The sequence below is a fragment of the Myxococcus sp. AB056 genome (genome assembly GCF_006547365.1).
Classification (GTDB): Bacteria; Myxococcota; Myxococcia; order Myxococcales; family Myxococcaceae; genus Myxococcus; species Myxococcus virescens.
This window is the reverse complement of sequence record NZ_VHLB01000131.1, coordinates 1-17,636: the sequence shown is the minus strand read 5'-3', so window position 1 is coordinate 17,636 and position 17,636 is coordinate 1. Positions and strand designations below refer to the sequence as shown.

11 protein-coding genes and 1 pseudogene are annotated in these 17,636 nt (G+C 70.2%); 2 read left to right on the top strand and 10 right to left on the bottom strand.

What is annotated here, in order from left to right:
- Positions 1-992 precede the first annotated feature (992 nt).
- From FMP39_RS34440 to FMP39_RS34430, 3 genes are all read right to left on the bottom strand, one after another.
- Positions 993-1,475, bottom strand: a complete 483-nt coding sequence (locus FMP39_RS34440; RefSeq protein WP_011553843.1) for a peptidylprolyl isomerase — start codon at positions 1,473-1,475, stop codon at positions 993-995.
- A 118-nt stretch (positions 1,476-1,593) separates the two neighbouring features.
- A complete protein-coding gene (locus tag FMP39_RS34435) occupies positions 1,594-3,165 on the bottom strand; it encodes a ribonuclease H-like domain-containing protein (protein WP_141594239.1) in 1,572 nt (523 codons plus the stop codon).
- Positions 3,166-3,180: 15 nt separating this feature from the next.
- Positions 3,181-5,598 (bottom strand): DEAD/DEAH box helicase, encoded by a 2,418-nt coding sequence (locus tag FMP39_RS34430; protein WP_228558581.1) that lies wholly within the window; start codon positions 5,596-5,598, stop codon positions 3,181-3,183.
- 121 nt (positions 5,599-5,719) lie between these two features.
- Between FMP39_RS34430 and FMP39_RS34425 the strand changes: the two genes are divergently transcribed.
- Positions 5,720-6,967, top strand: a complete 1,248-nt coding sequence (locus FMP39_RS34425; RefSeq protein WP_141594238.1) for an SLC13 family permease — start codon at positions 5,720-5,722, stop codon at positions 6,965-6,967.
- A gap of 15 nt (positions 6,968-6,982) precedes the next feature.
- Here the strand turns inward: FMP39_RS34425 and FMP39_RS34420 are convergent, their stop codons facing one another.
- Positions 6,983-7,819, bottom strand: a complete 837-nt coding sequence (locus tag FMP39_RS34420) for a hypothetical protein (RefSeq protein ID WP_194858682.1) — start codon at positions 7,817-7,819, stop codon at positions 6,983-6,985.
- Between the two features lie 173 nt (positions 7,820-7,992).
- Here FMP39_RS34420 and FMP39_RS34415 point away from each other — a divergent pair, with 173 nt between their 5' ends.
- A complete protein-coding gene (locus FMP39_RS34415) occupies positions 7,993-8,691 on the top strand; it encodes a general secretion pathway protein GspE (RefSeq protein WP_141594237.1) in 699 nt (232 codons plus the stop codon).
- 2 nt (positions 8,692-8,693) lie between these two features.
- Here FMP39_RS34415 and FMP39_RS34410 read toward each other — a convergent pair whose 3' ends face one another.
- The 6 genes and pseudogenes from FMP39_RS34410 to FMP39_RS34385 all read right to left on the bottom strand — a co-directional run.
- On the bottom strand, positions 8,694-10,841 hold the full coding sequence (locus tag FMP39_RS34410) for a cyclic nucleotide-binding domain-containing protein (protein ID WP_141594236.1): 2,148 nt from the start codon (positions 10,839-10,841) through the stop codon (positions 8,694-8,696).
- The gene (locus FMP39_RS34405; RefSeq protein WP_141594235.1) at positions 10,841-12,961 is read right to left on the bottom strand and encodes a HEAT repeat domain-containing protein; all 2,121 of its coding nucleotides are present in this window, start codon (positions 12,959-12,961) and stop codon (positions 10,841-10,843) included. Before FMP39_RS34405 ends, FMP39_RS34410 begins: the two co-directional genes overlap by 1 nt.
- A gap of 86 nt (positions 12,962-13,047) precedes the next feature.
- Positions 13,048-15,402 carry a pseudouridine synthase gene (locus FMP39_RS34400; RefSeq protein WP_141594234.1) on the bottom strand — a complete coding sequence of 785 codons (2,355 nt, stop codon included), beginning with the start codon at positions 15,400-15,402 and terminating at the stop codon, positions 13,048-13,050.
- A gap of 24 nt (positions 15,403-15,426) precedes the next feature.
- Positions 15,427-16,416, bottom strand: a complete 990-nt coding sequence (scpB, locus tag FMP39_RS34395) for an SMC-Scp complex subunit ScpB (protein ID WP_090494442.1) — start codon at positions 16,414-16,416, stop codon at positions 15,427-15,429.
- A complete protein-coding gene (locus FMP39_RS34390; RefSeq protein ID WP_141594233.1) occupies positions 16,403-17,272 on the bottom strand; it encodes a ScpA family protein in 870 nt (289 codons plus the stop codon). Before FMP39_RS34390 ends, scpB begins: the two co-directional genes overlap by 14 nt.
- 163 nt (positions 17,273-17,435) lie before the next feature.
- Positions 17,436-17,636: pseudogene (locus FMP39_RS34385) on the bottom strand (tryptophan--tRNA ligase); the annotation flags it as partial.

The window sequence follows — 17,636 nt, the reverse complement described above, 5'->3', positions numbered from 1 at the left end:
CCTGCATCTACACGCGTAAGATCGTCGGCAGCGTCAGATGGGTATAAGAGACAGGCCCACGGACGCCCCCACGGCCCCCACGCTCCCGCCGCTGGGGCCCGACACCCGCCTGTATTTCGCCAACATCAACTTCCTGCGTTGGAACCCGCTGGGCATGGAGACCCAGAACCGGATCATCCTCCAGAAGCGGATGTTCGACGGCGAGTCCATGTTGACGCGCGACAACTTCGTCAACGGCGCGTTCGCCATCAAGGCCAACCCGGCCTCGGTGAAGGTTGGCCCCGTCTTCGAGATTCAGCCGCTGGCCATCTTCAACCTGCGGGCGACTTATGAGTACGTCCGGTACTTCGGCACCTTCGGGTTCCTCCAGTCGTACAACAACCCGATGCTGGACTTCTCCGACGACGCGCGCGACCTGACGGAGGACGCCGCGTACAGCACCTCGGGTCACCACTACATGGTGGAGCCCACGCTCCAGGCGCGCTTCGGCTCGTTCGTGGTGCGGAGCAAGGCGTCCATCGAGTACTGGAACGTGGCGCTGCGCGAGGGCAACGGCGCGTCCTTCTACGACGCCCTGCTGGACACGCTCATCCCCGGCCGGGGCTGGGTGTTCACCAATGACACCGACCTGATGATGCTGACGACGCCGCAGCTCACGCTGGGGGCCCGCTTCAGCGGTGTGTGGCCGCGCTACCAGGATGGCTCGGGCGGAGCGCAGAACGTGGACAACAGCCACACGCGCATCGGCCCCATGCTGGCGTACGCCCTGAACACGCGCGAGGGCTCGTCGTTCAACCGGCCGACGATCCTGCTGAACTTCGCGTGGTACCTGAACCACCCGAACCGTGGCGGCGCCCTGCCCTACATGATGGGCGCCTTCGCCTTCACGTCCGACTTCCTGGGCGGCTAGGCGGAGGACTTCCGCCGGGCGCCCTGTCTTGGGGACGCCCGGCGGCGAAGCAAGGAGGGGCCCGCGAAGGCGCCCGTCCGAATCAGTGAGAGTCGTGGGGACCGTGGGCGTGGCCGTGCTCCAGCTCCTCGGCCGTCGCGGCGCGGACGTCCCGCACGGTGACCTCGAAGTGCAGCGTCTTGCCGGCCAGCGGGTGGTTGAAGTCCACCAGCACGGAGTCGGCCTTCACTTCCTTGATGAAGAAGTCCACCTCGTCCCCATCCGGGTCGGTGGCGCTGAGCACGCCGCCCGCCACCAGCTCCAGGCCCTCCGGGAACTCCGTCTTCGGGACTTCCTCGATGCCTTCCGGGTCGTAGTCGCCGTAGCCCTCGTCGGGCCCCACCGTCACCTGGAGGGTGTCACCGCGCGACTTGCCCTCGAGCGCCTTCTCCAGGCCCGGGACGATTTCCTCGTGCCCCTGCAGATAGACGAGCGGCTCCCCCGGCTCGCTCTCGTCCACGGCCTTGCCGTCGCCGAGGTGGAGGCGGAAATCGATGGAGACGACGCTGTCCTTGGTAATTTTCATGGGGCCCTCATAGCGCACGGCCGTGGCGTGTGCCTCAATCATGTGCCTGTCTGACAATGAGGCGAGCGTCCCGCCCGGATCGACTGTCCGATTCCAGTGGTGCGGAAGCCCAGAATCGTCAGGTTCCCGAGCGCGGGCTCCCCATTCCCAGGTCCAGCGAGGCCGCCCGGGTGCTCCGGGCCAGGCGCGTCTCCAGGCGAAGGATTCGGCGGTGGTGGTCCGCGGGCAGCTCCGCCGCCGAGGCCAGCTTCGCGTGGTGCAGCGCCCGCGCGAGGTCCTTGAGGCCATGCTCGTACAGCTTGGTGAGCTGGAGGTGCAGCGTCGCGGCCTGGAAGCCCTGGGCAGTCTGCAGTGCCTGGTGCAGGTGCGCCGCAGCGGCCGAGGCGTCACCCGCCTTGCGTGACAGCCGGGAGGCCAGGGCCAGGGCTTCGATGCCCACGGCGCCGGTGTCCCCCGCCGCCGCGGCCCGGGCGAAGGCCTGGGCGCGCTCGTAGTCGCGGGCCCGGAGCGCCACGCCCGCGAAGCCGAGCAGGTCGCGAGGGTCCGCGTCCCGGGGCACAGAGGCGCCTGCGCCCCCTGCTCGGAAGCGGCGGACCAGCTCACCGAGCAGGGCCGCCAGGAGGAGGAGGTCGTTGACGTTGTGCTCCAGCACGGGCGTCAGCGCTGAGCCGTCTCCGCCGCGCAGGTAGCGGAAGTACAGGTCGGGAATCAGCGAGCCGTCCACGTCGTCGACGCGCCGGAAGCCGAGCACCTGGTCTTCCAGGTGGACCAGTCGCGTGCCGGCGCCCCGGTGTTTGAAGACGCGGCGGGCGCAGTGGAGCAGGTCCAGGTGGGGCAGCTCCACGGGGGCGGGGACGCGGTTGAGGACGAAGCGCGTCCGCAGGAGCGGCCAGTCGAAGCTCTTGCCGTTGAAGGTGACGAGGCAGGAGGACGCGGCCATGCGCTCGGCGAGCGAGCGCAACATGGGGGCCTCTTCTCCCAGGCGCCGCAGGAAGAGCTGGTGCACCTTGAGCGAGCGGCCCTCGAACCACGCCAGCCCGACGAGGAATGGCACGGTGCCCGTTCCTCCCGCGAGCCCGGTGGTCTCCGTGTCCAGGAACAGCATCCGCTGGAAGTCCACGCCCGCCAGGTCCGCGTGCAGCGCGAGGCTGGCGACCAGGGGGCCCTCCACGTCCAGGGCCGCGGCGAGAGGCGCGGAGCCGTGGTGGTGTTCCGGGGAGAGGATGCGCTCGGAGATGTGAACCGTGCCGTGGGCCGTGGCACGGGACTCCACGGGCAGCGGGCCAGGAGGTGCTGGCGGCGGCGTGCCCCGGCGCGCGGCGGCCAGGCCCTGACGCTCCGACCAGTCCGACAGCATCCGGCGCAGGCTGTCGATGCGGGGATCTCGGGGGGCGGGTGGAGGCGACGCCGTGACGGGGCGTGCTGCCGGGGCCTCCGCCGTGCCCTCCGCGCCGGCAACTTGCGATTCCGTGTCGGCGGGCGTGGACGGAGCCTCCATCCGCCGTGCTTGAACCAGCTTCGCCAACTGCGCGGCGAGCGCGTCGGGCACGCCCGCTTCGGCCGCGGGCGCGGGCATGGAATCAGCGCTCGCGGCGGGCTCGACCTGTGGCTCCGCCACGGGGGGCTTCGGGGGTGACTTGCCCCCGGGGCCCACGCTCGTCAGGCGCGCCAGCTTGCGCTTGAGGTCCACGGCCGCGCCTCCCGGTTACTGCATTCCCGCGATGCCCAGCGCCGATAGCACTTCGAGCGCCAGTCGCTTGCGCGGATGCGGGTCCACGGGCGCCTGCCCCGGCATCGCACCGGCCGCAGGGCCGATACACGCCGGACAGCCATCCTCGCACGCGCACGACTCCAGCAGCCGGCGCGCACGGTTCAGCAGTTCGTCCCGCTGGTCGTACAGCCGCGCCGCCAGCCCCACGCCGCCGGGCACGTTGTCGTACAAGAACAGCGTCGGGTCGAAGCCCACGCCACCATCCTTGCGTGGCGGTCCCTCCGCGTCATCCCGGCTCCCCAGTGTCTTGCCGATATCCCGAGGGTCGATCATCAACCCCACGCACGCCACCGTGCGCAGCGCCGTGGTCAGGCCGCGAAGCGCGTCGATGACCGCCGGTCGCGGCGCCCGCATGGCGCGCACCACCGCCTCCGGCACCGTCAGCCAGAGCGCCGTGGTGTGCATCTGCATCTCCGGCAGCGCCACGTCGCCGTAACCGACGTTCTCATGCGTGTGGTACTTGATCTTCTTGTACCCCACGACCTTCTCGATGACGCTCACCTCGCCCATGCCCGCCTGAAGGTCCGGGCCCATGGGCGCGGCCTGGTCCTCCTGGATGACGTGCACGCGCACGTAGGTCATCGCGTCGGTGAAGTAGTCCGGCGCCACCTTCCGCACGAAGGCCTTGTGGTTCTCGTAGTCGAAGCGCTCGACCTGATACTGCTCGGCCTCGTGTTGGTAGATGGCCTGCTCGTGCAGCATCGTGTGCGCCGAACGGAAGTCCATCTCCGCCAGCGTCCGGTCCGTCCCCTTCTCGATGATGACCACGTTGTCCCAGCCCACGCTGCGCAGTGACACGTGGTTGGCCGGATACGCATCCGTGGACCAGTGGAACACGCGACGGCCCGCCTCGCCCACGGTGGGGTGTACCACCTCGTGCTGCGCGAGGAACCCGAGCGCCTCCGTGGTGGACTCCGGCGGCACGTCCCCGAAGGGCTCCCCCTCCTCGAAGGGCAGCTCGAAGGACGCGCACTTGAGGTGCTGGACCAGAATCTCCACGTTGTCCGGGTCGATGCGCGCGTGCTCCACCGGCGAGCCCACGAGGAAGCGCGGGTCGCCGGCGAGGTACTGGTCCAGCGGGGCGCTGGACGTCACCAGCAGCGCCAGGCTCCCCTCACCGCGCCGCCCTGCCCGGCCGAATCGCTGCATCAGCGCCGCCACCGAACCCGGGTAGCCCGCGCACACCACCGCGTCCAGCGAGCCGATGTCGATGCCCAGCTCCAGCGCGTTGGTGGCCACCACGCAGCGTACTTCACCCGCCCGCAGCGCCGCCTCCGTGGCGCGCCGCGTGCCCGGCAGATACCCACCGCGGTAGCCCTGAATGAGGGACGGGTCCAACTTCTCCTCGACGAAGCGGTCGCGGAGGTACTTGAGCATCACCTCGATGTTGTTGCGCGACTGCCCGAAGAGCAGCGTCGACACGCCCGCGCGCACCAGGTCGGCCGTCAGCCGCACCGCCGTCTTGAGATAGCTGGCCCGGATGCCCAGCTCCGCGTTCACCACGGGCGGGTTGAACACCATGACGCGGCGCTCGCCGGAAGGCGCCCCGCTCTCCGAGACCAGCGTCACGTCCCTTCCGAGCATCCGCCGCGCGTGGGCCTCCGGATTGCCAATGGTGGCCGACGCCGCGACGAACACCGGGTCCGCGCCGTGGAAGCGCGCCACGCGCTGGAGCCTGCGCAGCACGTTGGCCAGGTGAGAGCCGAAGACGCCCCGGTACGTGTGCAGCTCGTCGATGACGACGTAGCGCAGATTGGAGAACAGGCGCGCCCAGCTCGCGTGATGCGGAAGGATGCCCGTGTGCAGCATGTCCGGGTTGGTGAGCAGCACGCCGCTGCGCTCCCGCGCGGCCCGGCGCGCATCCGCCGGCGTGTCTCCGTCGAAGGTGATGGCGCCGTGGGACAGGCCCGCCTCGCGCATCAGCGCGCGCAGGGACTCTTCCTGATCTCTGGACAGGGCCTTGGTGGGAAACAGGTACAGCGCCCGCGCCTGGGGCTCCCGCGCGAAGCGGTCCAGCAGCGGCAGGTTGTAACAAAGGCTCTTGCCGGACGCGGTGGGCGTGGCGATGACCAGGCTCTGGCCCGCCCGCGCCAGCCGGTACGCCTCCGCCTGGTGCGAGAAGAGTTGTTGGATGCCCCGCTTCTCGAGCGCGTCGCGCACCTGGGGCGCTACCTCTTCCGGAATGGGCGCGAAGACGCCCGCCCGCGCGGGGGTGGCCTCATCCAGGACGAAGCAGGAGCGGAGCTGCCGGTCCGACCGCCACCCCTCCAGCACGGAGTCCAACCCGCGAGGCGCGTTCCACGGCGTGCGACGGGCCCCTCCGAAAGCGCCCGGTTCCTTCTCTGGCTTCATGGGCCGGGCACTGTACAGACGTATACCGAGGCAAACAACGCGGGAGCGCGCCTCATTGGTTTGAGCTCCAGCCAATACGCACAGAGGCGGACGTGCGGGCACTCCACTAGTGTGCCGCGCCGTGGCCCTCGCCATCTTCCTGTTCACCTACGTCTTCATCGCCGGTGCGCGCCTTCCGTACCTGAAGCTGGACCGCCCCGGGGGCGCGCTGCTGGGCGCCGTGCTGATGGTCGTCTTCGGCGTCGTCACTCCGGCCGAGGTCTACAACCACAGCGCCGACGCGAACCGTCACGCCATCGACGCGGACACCATCGTCCTCCTGCTGGGGATGATGCTGCTGGCCGCGTACATGTCCCAGGCGTCCTTCTTCCGCACCGCGGGCGCGTGGGCCGTGCGCAGGGCGCACACGCCCCGGCGGTTGCTGCTCGCCGTGACGTTCATTTCGGCCGCGCTGTCCGCGTTCCTGGTGAATGACACCGTGTGCTTGATGCTCACGCCCCTGGTGCTGGCCACCGTGGAGGACGCGCGCCTGCCGCCGGCTCCGTACCTGCTCGCGGTGTGCATGGGCAGCAACAGCGGCTCGGTGGCGACCTTCACCGGCAACCCGCAGAACATGCTCATCCAGGGGGCCTCCGGGCTGTCCTACGCCAGCTTCGCGGCGTACATGGCCCTGCCTGCCCTGCTCTCCACAGCGGTGGTCGCCGCCGGACTCCTGTACCTGTTCCGGCATGACCTGCCCGTGAAGCAATTCGAGCCCAACCCTCCGCCTCCGCCCGTGGACCGGGGCATGATGGTGCTCACCTTGACGGTGCTGTCCGGGGTTGTCGTGGCCTTCTTCGCCGGGCTGCCCATGAGTTGGAGCGCGCTGGCCGGCGCGGCCCTGGTGATGGCCCTGGCCCGCCGCGAGCCCCGCGAGGCGCTGGAGCGCGTGGACTGGGTGCTGCTGCTCTTCTTCGCCAGCCTGTTCGTGGTCGTCTATGGCGTGAACAAGCACGGCTACGCGGAGGACATCCGCGTCCTGTTCGAGCCCCTCATGGCGGGCCCGCCCCTGCGGGAGACGCTGGGCTTCGCGGGGCTGACGCTGGTGGCATCCAACCTGTTCAGCAACGTGCCCTTCGTCATGCTGGCGCGGACGTGGGTGCCCACGCTGCACGACGTGGAGCTGGGCTGGCACGTGCTCGCGCTGGGCTCCACGCTGGCGGGCAACCTCACGCTGGTGGGGAGCGTGGCCAACCTCATCGTGTTCGAGGCCGCGCGCGGGAAGGTCAACATGAGCTTCCTCCGCTTCCTCCGCGTGGGCCTCCCGGTGACGCTCGTCAGCTTCGTCGTGGGGCTGAGCGTGCTCCTGGTGGAGCACGCGCTGTTCTGAATCAGGCCGTGTGACTCAGGGGTCGGGGTCCGGCAGCTCGCCGGGCGCCAGCTCGTCTTCCGGAGGCTTCGTCGCCTCGGGTGCCGGAGCCGGGGCGCCCGCCTTGCCGGGCACCACGTCCGAAGCCGCCGCGGAAGCCCGGGGCGGCGGCGCGCCGCCGCGGTCGGTGGGCGTCAGGTCCTTCACGAACATTCGCGCCACCTCGTCCAGCATGGACGTCATCGCCGCGCGGAAGAGTGACGGGTCCTTGCCCACCTTGAACGGGTCCAGGTGCTCCTTGCCCTCGGCCACCTGGTCCATGGCGAACGGGCGGCGCCACACCTCCGTGCGCCCGTCCAGGGTGAACATGCGGCCATAGCCTCGCAGGTACGCGCCCGCGCGGCCGTCTTCGCTGCGCATGCCGTAGTCCTGGATGACGAACTCGACGATGGTGTCCGCGCCCAGCGACGCCACCAGGTCGTAGTCCGGCGCGTTGGCCGGTACCTCCTCCACCAGGAAGCTCTCCAGCACCGAGGCCACCCGCGCGGGGTCCACCACGTGCGTCCACGGGAACTCACGCGGCAGTTGCGACAACGTGGTGACCCGGAGGCGCTCGGAGATCTCGAAGCGCGTGACGGCTTGAAGCAGCTTCACCGTCAGCCGCCGGTCCGCCTCCACCGGCTCCAGCTTCTTGAGCTTGTTCCGGTACGCCGAGTCATCGCGGAACACGTGGCTCTTGGGGCCGGCCCCGTCTTCGATGCGGGAGATGAAGGCCGGACGCTGGACGCGGTCCAGGTCCGCGCCAGCCAGTCGCTGCGACGCACAGCCCGAAGCCAGCAGCAGTGCGAGAAACGGCAGTATCCGTTGCGTCATGAAGGGACTGTTCTACCCCATTCCTGTCCCCCACGCTCCTCCCCGGCCTCCTGGGTGTTGGCTGGTCTCCGGTCGTGCCTGACTGACTGCTATGCTTCACGGCTGTGAAACAGCCGCCTGTCACACCCTCTGTCTCGCTCCCTGGCCGCAAGCGCCGGCTCGGGGAGATTCTCATGGACGCCGGGCTCCTCTCGGAAACCCAGCTCCGCTCCGCCCTCGCGGAACAACGCAAATGGGGCGGCAAGCTGGGCCTCACCCTGGTGCAGATGGGGTACGTGGACGAAAGCTCCATGGTCCACGCCCTGTCGCGGCAGCTCGCCATTCCCACGGTGGATCTGGAGCAGCACACTGCGTCCGCGGTGGCGTTGCAGGCGCTCCGGGCGGACATCGCCGAGCGCTACACCGTCTTCCCCATCGCCGCGGATCCGGCCACGAAGACGCTCACCGTCGCCACCGCCGACCCCACCAACGTGGAGGCGTTCCAGGAGCTGGCCTTCCACTGTGGTCAGCGCATCCAGGTGGTCGTCTCGAGCGCCTCGTCCATCGAGCGCGCCATCCGCCGCCACTACCACGGGGAGGTCACCTCCACGACGGCGACCCCGCTGTCTTTCGGCATGGACGAGCCCACCTTCGAGCTGGCGCCCCCGGCCGAAAGCGCTCCCGTGTCGATGGCCGTGCGCGCGGCCTCGGCGACCCTGGCGCAGCCCGGCCGTGAGACGGAGCTCACCCAGCGCGTGGAGGAGCTGACGCAGCAGGTGGCGGGGCTGGAGCGGATGGTGGCCCAGCAGGCCCGCTCGCTGCGGGCCATGCTGGAGCTCCTGGAGACGCGCGGCCTGGTGACGCGAGACGACTACCTCGCCAAGGTGCGCTGACGTCAGACGAGGATGAGGTCTTCCTCGATGCCGGCTTCGGTCAGCACGCGCTGCGTGCGCCGGAGCCGTTCGTCGCTCAGGTCTGAAATCAGGGCCAGGATCTGCGGGTGGCTGGAGATGAGCGCGTCGAAGTCGGCGCGCGGCAACCGCAGCAGCGTGGTGTGCCGGGTGGCGGTGACGGTCGCGGTGGCAGGCGTCTTCTGGAGCAGGGAAATCTCTCCGAACACGTCCCCTTCCCGGAGCTGCGTCAGCAGGTGTCCGTCCTTGCGCACCTCCACCTCGCCGGACAGGACCACGTAGAGGCCGTCCGTCGCGTCGCCGTCACGGATGATGACGGTGTCTCGCTCCACGTCCCGGGAGCGGAAGCGCTCCACGAGCGCGCGCCGGTCCTTCCGCCCGAAGAGGCGGAACAGCTCCGACGTGTTCATCACGTTCGTCAGCATGCGCTGCCGGCAGAACTTCTTCAGGGCCTGGGCCACCTGCGGGTGGCTTCCCGAGAGCTCGCCGAGCACGCTGGCGGAGATCTCCAGGAGCTGGGTGTCGTCGGATGCGGACTCCACCGAGGCCGTGCGCGCCGCGCCGGACAGCAGGGCCATCTCTCCGAAGAAGGTGCCTCCTTCGAGCGTCGCGATGTCCTGGCGCTGGCCCTCCTCCGTCCGGAAGACGCGCACCGCGCCCTCGCAGATGACGTAGAACGCATCGCCGTGGCTGCCCTGGTCGATGATTCGCTCACCCGGGCCGAAGCGGCGCAGCGGGCAGCGCTCGAACAGCTCGATGAAGGCGTCGCGAGGCAGGTCCGAGAAGAGCGGAATCGTGGGCAGCGCGTCCAGGGAGCCCGCTTCGGGAGGGACCTCCTCCGTCAGGCTGTAGAGCTCCTCCTCGAGGCCGTCGCTGATGGACGTGGCCCCCAGGCCTTGTCGATCCAAGCCCGCCTGCGCGGCCAGCTCCACCGCGTGCAACAGGGAGTCGGCTTCCAGCTCCAACTCGGTGAAGGAAGACGGACGCGTCGCCGTCCGGAAGGAGGCGCCCAGCGCGGGTGACAGGTCGTGGCCCGGGAGCGCGGTGGCGCCCGCGGGGATCGGTGGGTCGGCACGGCGCGACCGCAGTCCAGGGGGCGCGGCGGAGGCCGCGGCTTCTGCAGCGGCGGGCGCGGCCTGCGTGGTGATGGGCGACGACAGGGCTTGCCAGCGGCCGCTGTTCGAGACGGACCGTGGCGGTGCGGACGGCGCGGGCTCGGGCGCGCGAGCAGCGCCCACCGCGGGCAGCCGCTGCGACGCGCGCAGTGCCAGTCCTGGCGGCAACGCGCTCGTCGCCGGACGCGCGCCTCCGGGTTGAACAGCGGGAATCCGGGTCGCGAGCGGCGGCGCTTCTTGCTCACGGACGGCCATCACGGGCGGGATTGAGGCCGCCACGCGCGTGGATGCCTGAACAGACGTGACCAATTCGGACGTCATCGAATCGGTTCCGGACGCGTCGTCCACCAGCGCCCCTGCCACGACGGGCTCCATGTCCAGCGTCAACTCCACGCCAGCGGTCCCCTCTTCCGACCCCAGTCCTACCTGGACCGAGTGGACGACTTCTTCCGCGCCATGCGTGGACGCGTCGGTGGACAACACCAGCTCTGGAGGCAGCTCCGCGGACAGGTCTACCGCGGGACCGCCGGCCTCCAACGGGGCTGGCGAAGCACCGTCCTCGCCCTCCCCCACATCAATGGCGGAGCCGGACGCGCGCACTGTCTCGGGCAGGCGCGACGCCCCAGCAGGCTCGGATGACGTCTTCACCGTCACGGACGATGCGCTGCTCATCGGGCCCCGAGCCCGTGCGCCCATGGGCGTTCCCCGGCGCGCGTACAGGTCCGCGAGCATCTGCTGCACGCCACGGTGCGCGGGGTCCAGCTCGAGGATGAGCTTGCTCGCGGCGATGGCGCGCGGAAGGAACCCCTCACGCGCGAAGCCTTCCGCGGCGGATTGATACGCTGAGATGGCCCGATCCCTCTGCCCCGCCTTCACCCAGGCATCCCCGGAGCGCAGGCGTGACTGATGATCCTTGGGCTCGGCCCGGCAGTAGTCCTCGTAGAGCTCCGCCGCCTTGGAAAAGCGTCCCTTGGTGAATGCCTCGGACGCCTTGTCCTTGAGCTTGCGCAACTCCATCAGCGAGCACCCTCCGACGCGGTGCTCGCGGACGCCGGTGCGGCGCCCGCGGCCTCACGCACCGTCCGGAAGTAGTCCGCCTTGAGGGCCTCCAACTGGTCCGCATGTGCGGCGCTGCCCAGCTTCCGGAGCGACGACGCCGCAGCGGCGCGAATCTCGGGCAGGTCGTGGAACAGGTCCTTGGCCACCGCGTCCGCCGCCTGCGCGTCGCCGATGCTCCCCAGCGCCAGCAGCACGTCGCGGCGGGCCACGCTGTTGGGTTCGTCCAGCGCCTTCACCAGCGTGGGCACGGCGTCCTTTGCCTGCATCCGTCCCAGCAGGGCCGCCGCGAGCGCCGCTTCCGGTCCACCTTCGCGCACCACGGCCTGGAGCTGCGCGGAAGCGGAGCCCGGCACGGCGCCGGCGCGCGTGAGCGCATCCAACACCAGCAGCTTCTCGCTCCCCATCTTCGGCAGCACTTCGATGAGCGCGGCCTGCCCCGCCTCGCCGGCCTCCGCCAGCGCCTGGGCCAGGGCCTTCTGCAGGTCGCGGTCCGGCTCGACGAGCCCGGCCTTGGCCACGTTGACGCCCTCGGGGCCCAGCCGCGCCAGTCCCACCAGGGCCGCCATGCGCAGCGCGGCGCTGGAATCCTGGGTGTAGCCGGTGAGCAGTTCCAGGGCGCCGGGCGCCTTCAGCGCCCCCAACGCTCGCAGCAGCGTCGCCAGCGGCACCAGCCGCTCCGGCGCCACGTCGTCGTACAACTCGGTGGGCACGCGGTGCCGCACCACGTCCCGCCCGGACTCACGCACCCGGGCGGCATTGAGCTCCTTCACCCGCCCCAGCAGGTCCGCGTGCCGCGACGGCCGCTCATCCTTCAGGCCAGGCGTCGACGGGCTGGGCGGCATGGTCGAAGGGTCGAACCCCACGCCGAACTTCTCCGGGAGCGCTTGGGTCACCCAGTCGGCGCGCAGCGTTTCCAGTCCCTTGACCTCCTGCTCGTAGAGCTTCTGCAGCATGGGCACCACGGAGGCATCCCCCACCTCCGCCACGGCCTCCACCGCGAGCAAGCGCAGCGTGGCGTCCGGATGACTCAGCCACGGCACCACCTTGCCGAGCAGCGGAAGCGCCGCAGGTCCCAGCCCCTCGACGGCCTGGAGGCCACTGGCGGCCGTGGCCGGACGTGCCAGCCGCTCGCCAATGGTGTCCAACGGACAGCCGCCGCGTGAGCGCATGCTCCGGCCCGCGACGAGCGCCTCCGCCGGTGCGCCCTCCATGACGATGGCGCACAGCGCAGCGTCCGTCTGTGGCGTCCGGGGGAAGGACACGATGGCGTCGATGGCCAGCGGGCTGACGGCGCTCTTCTCCACCGCCACCAGCTGGAGGCGCTGCGTGGCCACCGGATCCTGAAGCTTCATCAGCGCGTGGATGGCGGACTCGCGCAGCTCGGGGAAGTTCTCCTCCAGCAGCAACGCGATGGGGCTCACCGCGCGCTTGTCGCCGGCGTCACCCAGCCCGCGCACAGCGGCGGCGGCGAGGATGACCTGGCTGTCGCGAACCAAGGGCAGCAGCCGGTTGACGGCGTCGGGACGGCCGCTCTTGCCCAGCTCCTCGGCGGCGCCCACGCGCTCGGGCAGCGCGCCTTCGGTCAGCGCGAGCTGGTTGCGGTCCCACTGGGAGCGGGCCTCGGCGGCGACCACCTCCGCCATGGCCCCCGGAACGTTGGCGTTCTTCAGGGCCTGGACGATGACCTGACGTGTGGCCCGGCCCCGCCGTCCGTACTGGAGCGTGAGGTACGCCTTGGCCTTTTCGTTGTTCACCTTGGACAGCGCCATGGCGGCGCGGCCCTGGACCTCTTCGTCCTGGTCCTCGAGCAATTCGCCCAGGAGGTCCACGACGCGGGCGTCCTGGCTCTCTCCCAGCGCCACGGCGGCCTCGGCCCGGACGATGGCGGCGAAGTCCTTCGCCGCGCGGGTGAAGAGGACGAGGTCATCCGGGTTGCCCTGCCCGGCCAGCTTCTTCACCGCGAGAGCGCGGACCTCCGGACGAGGACTCTGGAGGTCCGCGAGAAGCTGGTCCCTGCTGCCGTTGCAGCCGAGGAGCAGGGCAAGTGCGAGAATGAGGGGGCGTGCGCCGGTTCGCATCGGTCTCCGGTGAGGGAAACGGTGTAGGAGTTGGCGCCGGTTATATCAATCCCCCTCGATTCCCGCCCAATCCACCGCGTCATGTATCAACGCGGACGGCGAGGCCCCCGGGGAGGCGGCCTGCCCGCGCCGCCGCGGGGACGCTCATTGCTCCAGCTCGGGGCGCTTGCCCGCTCCTTCTTCTTGCCCCAGTCCTGGAATCCGCCGGACTTCTCGGAGGGAGGCCCCTTGCGAGCCCCGGCCCGGACGACGCGTTCACGGGGATTCCCGCTTTCGTCGGTGGGCGTCCAGGTGCTGCGTGCGGGGCGTCCGCCCTCGGAGCCCTCACGGCGAGGACCACCCCGGCCACGCGGAGCGTCTGCCCCTTCGGCGCGAGGCTTCCACTCACGGCGCTCCGGGCGGCCAGCACCCGCGCCTCCGGAACGGGGCGAGTACGGACGGCCTTCACCCCGCGGGGCACGGCCGGCGCCGCCGCCAGCACCCCACGACTTGCGCTCCGGACGGCCTTCGCCACCCGCGCGCGGTGCGCGAGTCCGCGGCGCGGCGTCTCCGCCCGCGCTCCACTCACGGCGCTCCGGACGACCCGCGCCACGGCTCTTGGGGGCGCCGCCCTCGTCACCGCCAAACGAGCGACGGGTGCCGCCAGCACCACCGAATGCGCGACCCGTACCGCGAGCGCCCGTGTCACGGCTACGCGGACCGCTGCCCGCATCGCCGCCGAAGGAGCGGCCCGGACCACGGCTCCGCGGCGCGCCGCCCTCGTCACCACCGAAGGATCGGCCCGGACCACGGCTGCGCGGAGCACCAGCCTTGTCACCGCCGAAGGAACGGCCGCGCGGTGCGCCCTCATCGCCACCGAACGAACGGCGTGCGGGCCTGCCCTCGTCACTGCCGAAGGAACGGCGCGCGGGCCTGCCCTCATCACCACCGAAGGAACGGCGCGCGGGCTTACCCTCATCACCGCCGAAGGAACGGCGCGCGGGCCTGCCCTCGTCACTGCCGAAGGAACGGCGCGCGGGCTTACCCTCATCACCGCCGAAGGAACGACGCGCGGGCCTGCCCTCGTCACCACCGAAGGAACGGCGCGCGGGCTTACCCTCATCACCGCCGAAGGAACGACGCGCGGGCCTGCCCTCGTCACCACCGAAGGAACGGCGCGCGGGCCTGCCCTCGTCACCACCGAAGGAACGGCGCGCGGGCTTACCCTCGTCACTGCCGAAGGAACGGCGTGCGGGCCTGCCCTCGTCACTGCCGAAGGAACGGCGCGCGGGCCTGCCCTCGTCACTGCCGAAGGAACGGCGTGCGGGCCTGCCCTCGTCACTGCCGAAGGAACGGCGTGCGGGCCTGCCCTCGTCACCGCCAAAGGAACGACGCGCGGGCTTGCCCTCGTCACCACCGAAAGAGCGGCCACGCGGCGCGCCAGCCTTGTCACCACCGAAAGAGCGGCCACGCGGCGCGCCCTCATCGCTACCGAAGGAACGGCGCGCGGGCTTGCCCTCGGCCGAAGCCGCCTTGGGCCGACCGAAACGCGCCAGGCTCGAACCACCCGCGGACGCGGCCTTGGCCGCACGGGCCGGCGCCTTGCGCGCGGGCTTGGCGGCCACGGGCGCATCATCATCCATGGACAGCTCCGCCTCATCGTCAGAGTCGAAGCCCGGAGCCGCCCGGCCATGCCGGCGCGGAGGCAGCCTCAGCTCCCCCGTCGGCGGCGCGGCCTTGCCATCCGACACCGCGTTCAGCAGCTCCACCTCGCTCGTCTTGAGCGGGCGCAGCTCGCCCGGGCGCAGGCCTTCCACGCCCACGCCTGCGTAGGACGGACGGAACAGACGCACCACCGGGTGCCCCACCGCCGCGCACAGCCGCTTGATGAGGTGCGGGCGTCCTTCCGCCACGACAATCTTCAGCCAGGTGTTCCGCTCCGCCGCCTCGAACACGCTCACCGACACCGGCGTGGCCATGCCGTCCTCGAGCCGCACGCCGCCGCGCAGCTTGTCCAGCGTGGCCGTGTCCGGAGCGCCCTTCACCTTCGCCAGGTAGGTGCGCGGCACCTGGAAGCTGGGGTGCGTCAGCTTGTGCGCCAGCGCCCCATCATCCGTGAACAGCAGTGCGCCCTCGGCGTCGTAGTCCAGACGGCCTACCGGGAACAGGCGCTTGCCCGTCTCTTCCACGTAGTTGGCCACCGTGGGCCGGCCCTGCGGATCCGACAGCGTCGTCACGACGCCCACGGGCTTGTAGAGCAGGAAGTAGGAGGATTCCTCCGGAGGCGTGACGAGCGTCCCGTCCACCGTCACCAGGTCGGTACCGGGCTCCACCCGGCTGCCCAGCTCCGTCACCGTCTTGTTGTTCACCGCGACGCGGCCCGCGGTAATCAGCTCTTCTGCATGCCGGCGCGAAGCAACTCCCGCGCGGGCCAGGTACTTCTGTAGTCGTTCGGCCGCCATACCATCCTTCTTCCATGCTGCCCGTCACTCGGGCTTGGGCCCCGTCGTATCACCCGTCTCGGGTTTCGGGGGCGTCGTGTCCAGGACGCTGGAGCTGACCTTTTGTGTCCGGTCCGCGGCCGCCATGGCCTCTTCCAGGTCCTCTAGCGCGGCTTCACTGGCCGCCGCGCTCTTCTCCATCCGCTTCGTGAATGCCGGGTCCGACAGCGCTTCCACCGTCCCCGCAGCCGGGGGCGCCGGCTTGTCTTCCTTCTCGACGATCTCCCGGTGCTCCTGCGTCAGTTCGTGGAACTCACGCAGCGTGGGCAGAGCAGACAGGTCCTTCAGTGCGAAGAACTCCAGGAACTCACGCGACGTTCCATAGAGGATGGGCCGCCCCACTTCCTCACGCTTGCCCAGGATCTTCACCAGCTTGCGGTCCATCAACGCCTTGATGACCGCGCCGCAGTCCACGCCGCGGATGTCCTCGATTTCTGGCCGGGTCACCGGCTGCCGGTACGCGATGATGGCCAGCGTCTCCACCGCCGCCCGGGTCAGCCGCTGTGGCTTCACCCGCAGGTAACGCCGGACATATTCACCCGAATGCGGGTCCGTCCGGAACTGCCACCCACCGGCCACCTCGTACAGCACGATGCCGCTGATGCCGTCGCGGTGGATGCCGGAGAGCTGGTTGAGGGCCTCGGCGATGAGCTCCCGCTCGATGCCGGTGGCCATATACAGCTCGTCCACCGACAGCGGACGCTCCGCCACGAAGAGCACGCTCTCGATGACGGTGCGGATGCGGTCCGTGGACAGCTTGCGGCTCTTGGAGAGGAGCTTCTCGAACGACGTCTCCAGGTCCGGAGGCGCCTCGTCCGAGTCCTCCTCGATGGAGGCCGCTTCCAGCTCGTCCAGCTCATCCGCCGGGCCGGGGCCTGTGACAGCAGCGATTTCCTCTTCGGAGAACGGGCCGGGGCCACCGGGCGTGCCCGGTTCGGGAGTCTCGTCCTGCGGTCCGTTGCTACCGGTAGTCACTGTCGTCGACCTCCGTGGGAGCCAGCTTCTCCAGCGCGTCCCCGTTGGGCAGCAGCAGGATGGGCCCCAGCGGCTCGTCCTGCACCACCCGGATGAGCCGCCGCTTCACCATCTCCAGGATGGCCAGGAAGGTGATGACCACCTCCTGTCGCGACGGGGTTTCCTCTTCCGTGAACAAGCTCTCGAACAGAACCTGTCCATGCGGGCGCAGGCGCTCTACTACGCGGAGGATGGCCTCGGACAGCGTCACGCGCTCCCGGACCACCTCGTGCTGCAGTTTGGGCTGCAACCGCTCCAGCACCCGGTCGAGCGCCTCCACCAGCTTGAGGACGCTGAACTCCTGGAGACCCACCTCCTCCTCGGGGATGGGCACCGCCTCCACCGGGACGTTGCGGGCGAAGACGTCGCGGCCGAGCAGGTCCTGCGTGGCGAGCTGTTCAGCGGCGTCCTTGTACTTCTGGTACTCCAGCAGGCGCCGCACCAATTCCGCGCGCGGGTCCTCGGTCTCCTCGGCGACCGCGAGCACCTCCGCCCCCTCCTGCGCCGAGACGACGTCCTGCCGGGGCAGCAACATGCGGCTCTTGAGGTGCGCCAGGGTGGAGGCCATCACCAGGAACTCCCCGGCGATGTCGAGGTTGATCTCCCGCATCCGCTCCAGGTGCTCGAGGTACTTCTCCGTAATCAGCGCCAGCGGAATGTCGAAGATGTCGACCCGATGCTCCTTGATGAGATGGAGCAACAGGTCCAGCGGCCCTTCGAAATTGGGCAACGCGATGCGGAAGTTGTCGCCAGGACTCCGCGGCAACTCCCCTTCACTAGGGGCCTCATCGGTCGGCGAGCGACGGTCCTCACTCACCGGATGTCCTGGATGGCGTCAACGGTGTGGGTGGGGGCGCGTCATCGCGTAAGGGCCCGACTTTCTTAGGCAGCGGGCACGAGCCTGGAGGACACACACCCATACCAGTGCCCCCCAGGAGGGTCAAACAATCGGCAGTGAAAGCCCGTTCAGGCACACGGACTCATGGAACTCCCACGGCCTTGCGGACCTGGTCCATGAGGCGGCTCGCCTCCGCCCTGGCCCGGTTGGCGCCGTCCTGGAGGATGCGCTCCACCTCGCCCGGGTCGGCCGCCAGCTCGGCATACCGCTGACGGGCCGGGCCAAAGGCCGCATGGTAGGCCTCCAGGAGCTTCTTCTTGTAGTCGCCGTAGCCCTTCCCGCC

Coding starts and splice junctions, on each gene's coding strand:
- FMP39_RS34440 (WP_011553843.1), bottom strand. CDS start 1,475: ATGAAAATTACCAAGGACAGCGTCGTCTCCATCGATTTCCGCCTCCAC.
- FMP39_RS34430 (WP_228558581.1), bottom strand. CDS start 5,598: ATGAAGCCAGAGAAGGAACCGGGCGCTTTCGGAGGGGCCCGTCGCACG.
- FMP39_RS34420 (WP_194858682.1), bottom strand. CDS start 7,819: ATGACGCAACGGATACTGCCGTTTCTCGCACTGCTGCTGGCTTCGGGC.
- FMP39_RS34415 (WP_141594237.1), top strand. CDS start 7,993: ATGGACGCCGGGCTCCTCTCGGAAACCCAGCTCCGCTCCGCCCTCGCG.
- FMP39_RS34410 (WP_141594236.1), bottom strand. CDS start 10,841: ATGGAGTTGCGCAAGCTCAAGGACAAGGCGTCCGAGGCATTCACCAAG.
- FMP39_RS34405 (WP_141594235.1), bottom strand. CDS start 12,961: ATGCGAACCGGCGCACGCCCCCTCATTCTCGCACTTGCCCTGCTCCTC.
- FMP39_RS34400 (WP_141594234.1), bottom strand. CDS start 15,402: ATGGCGGCCGAACGACTACAGAAGTACCTGGCCCGCGCGGGAGTTGCT.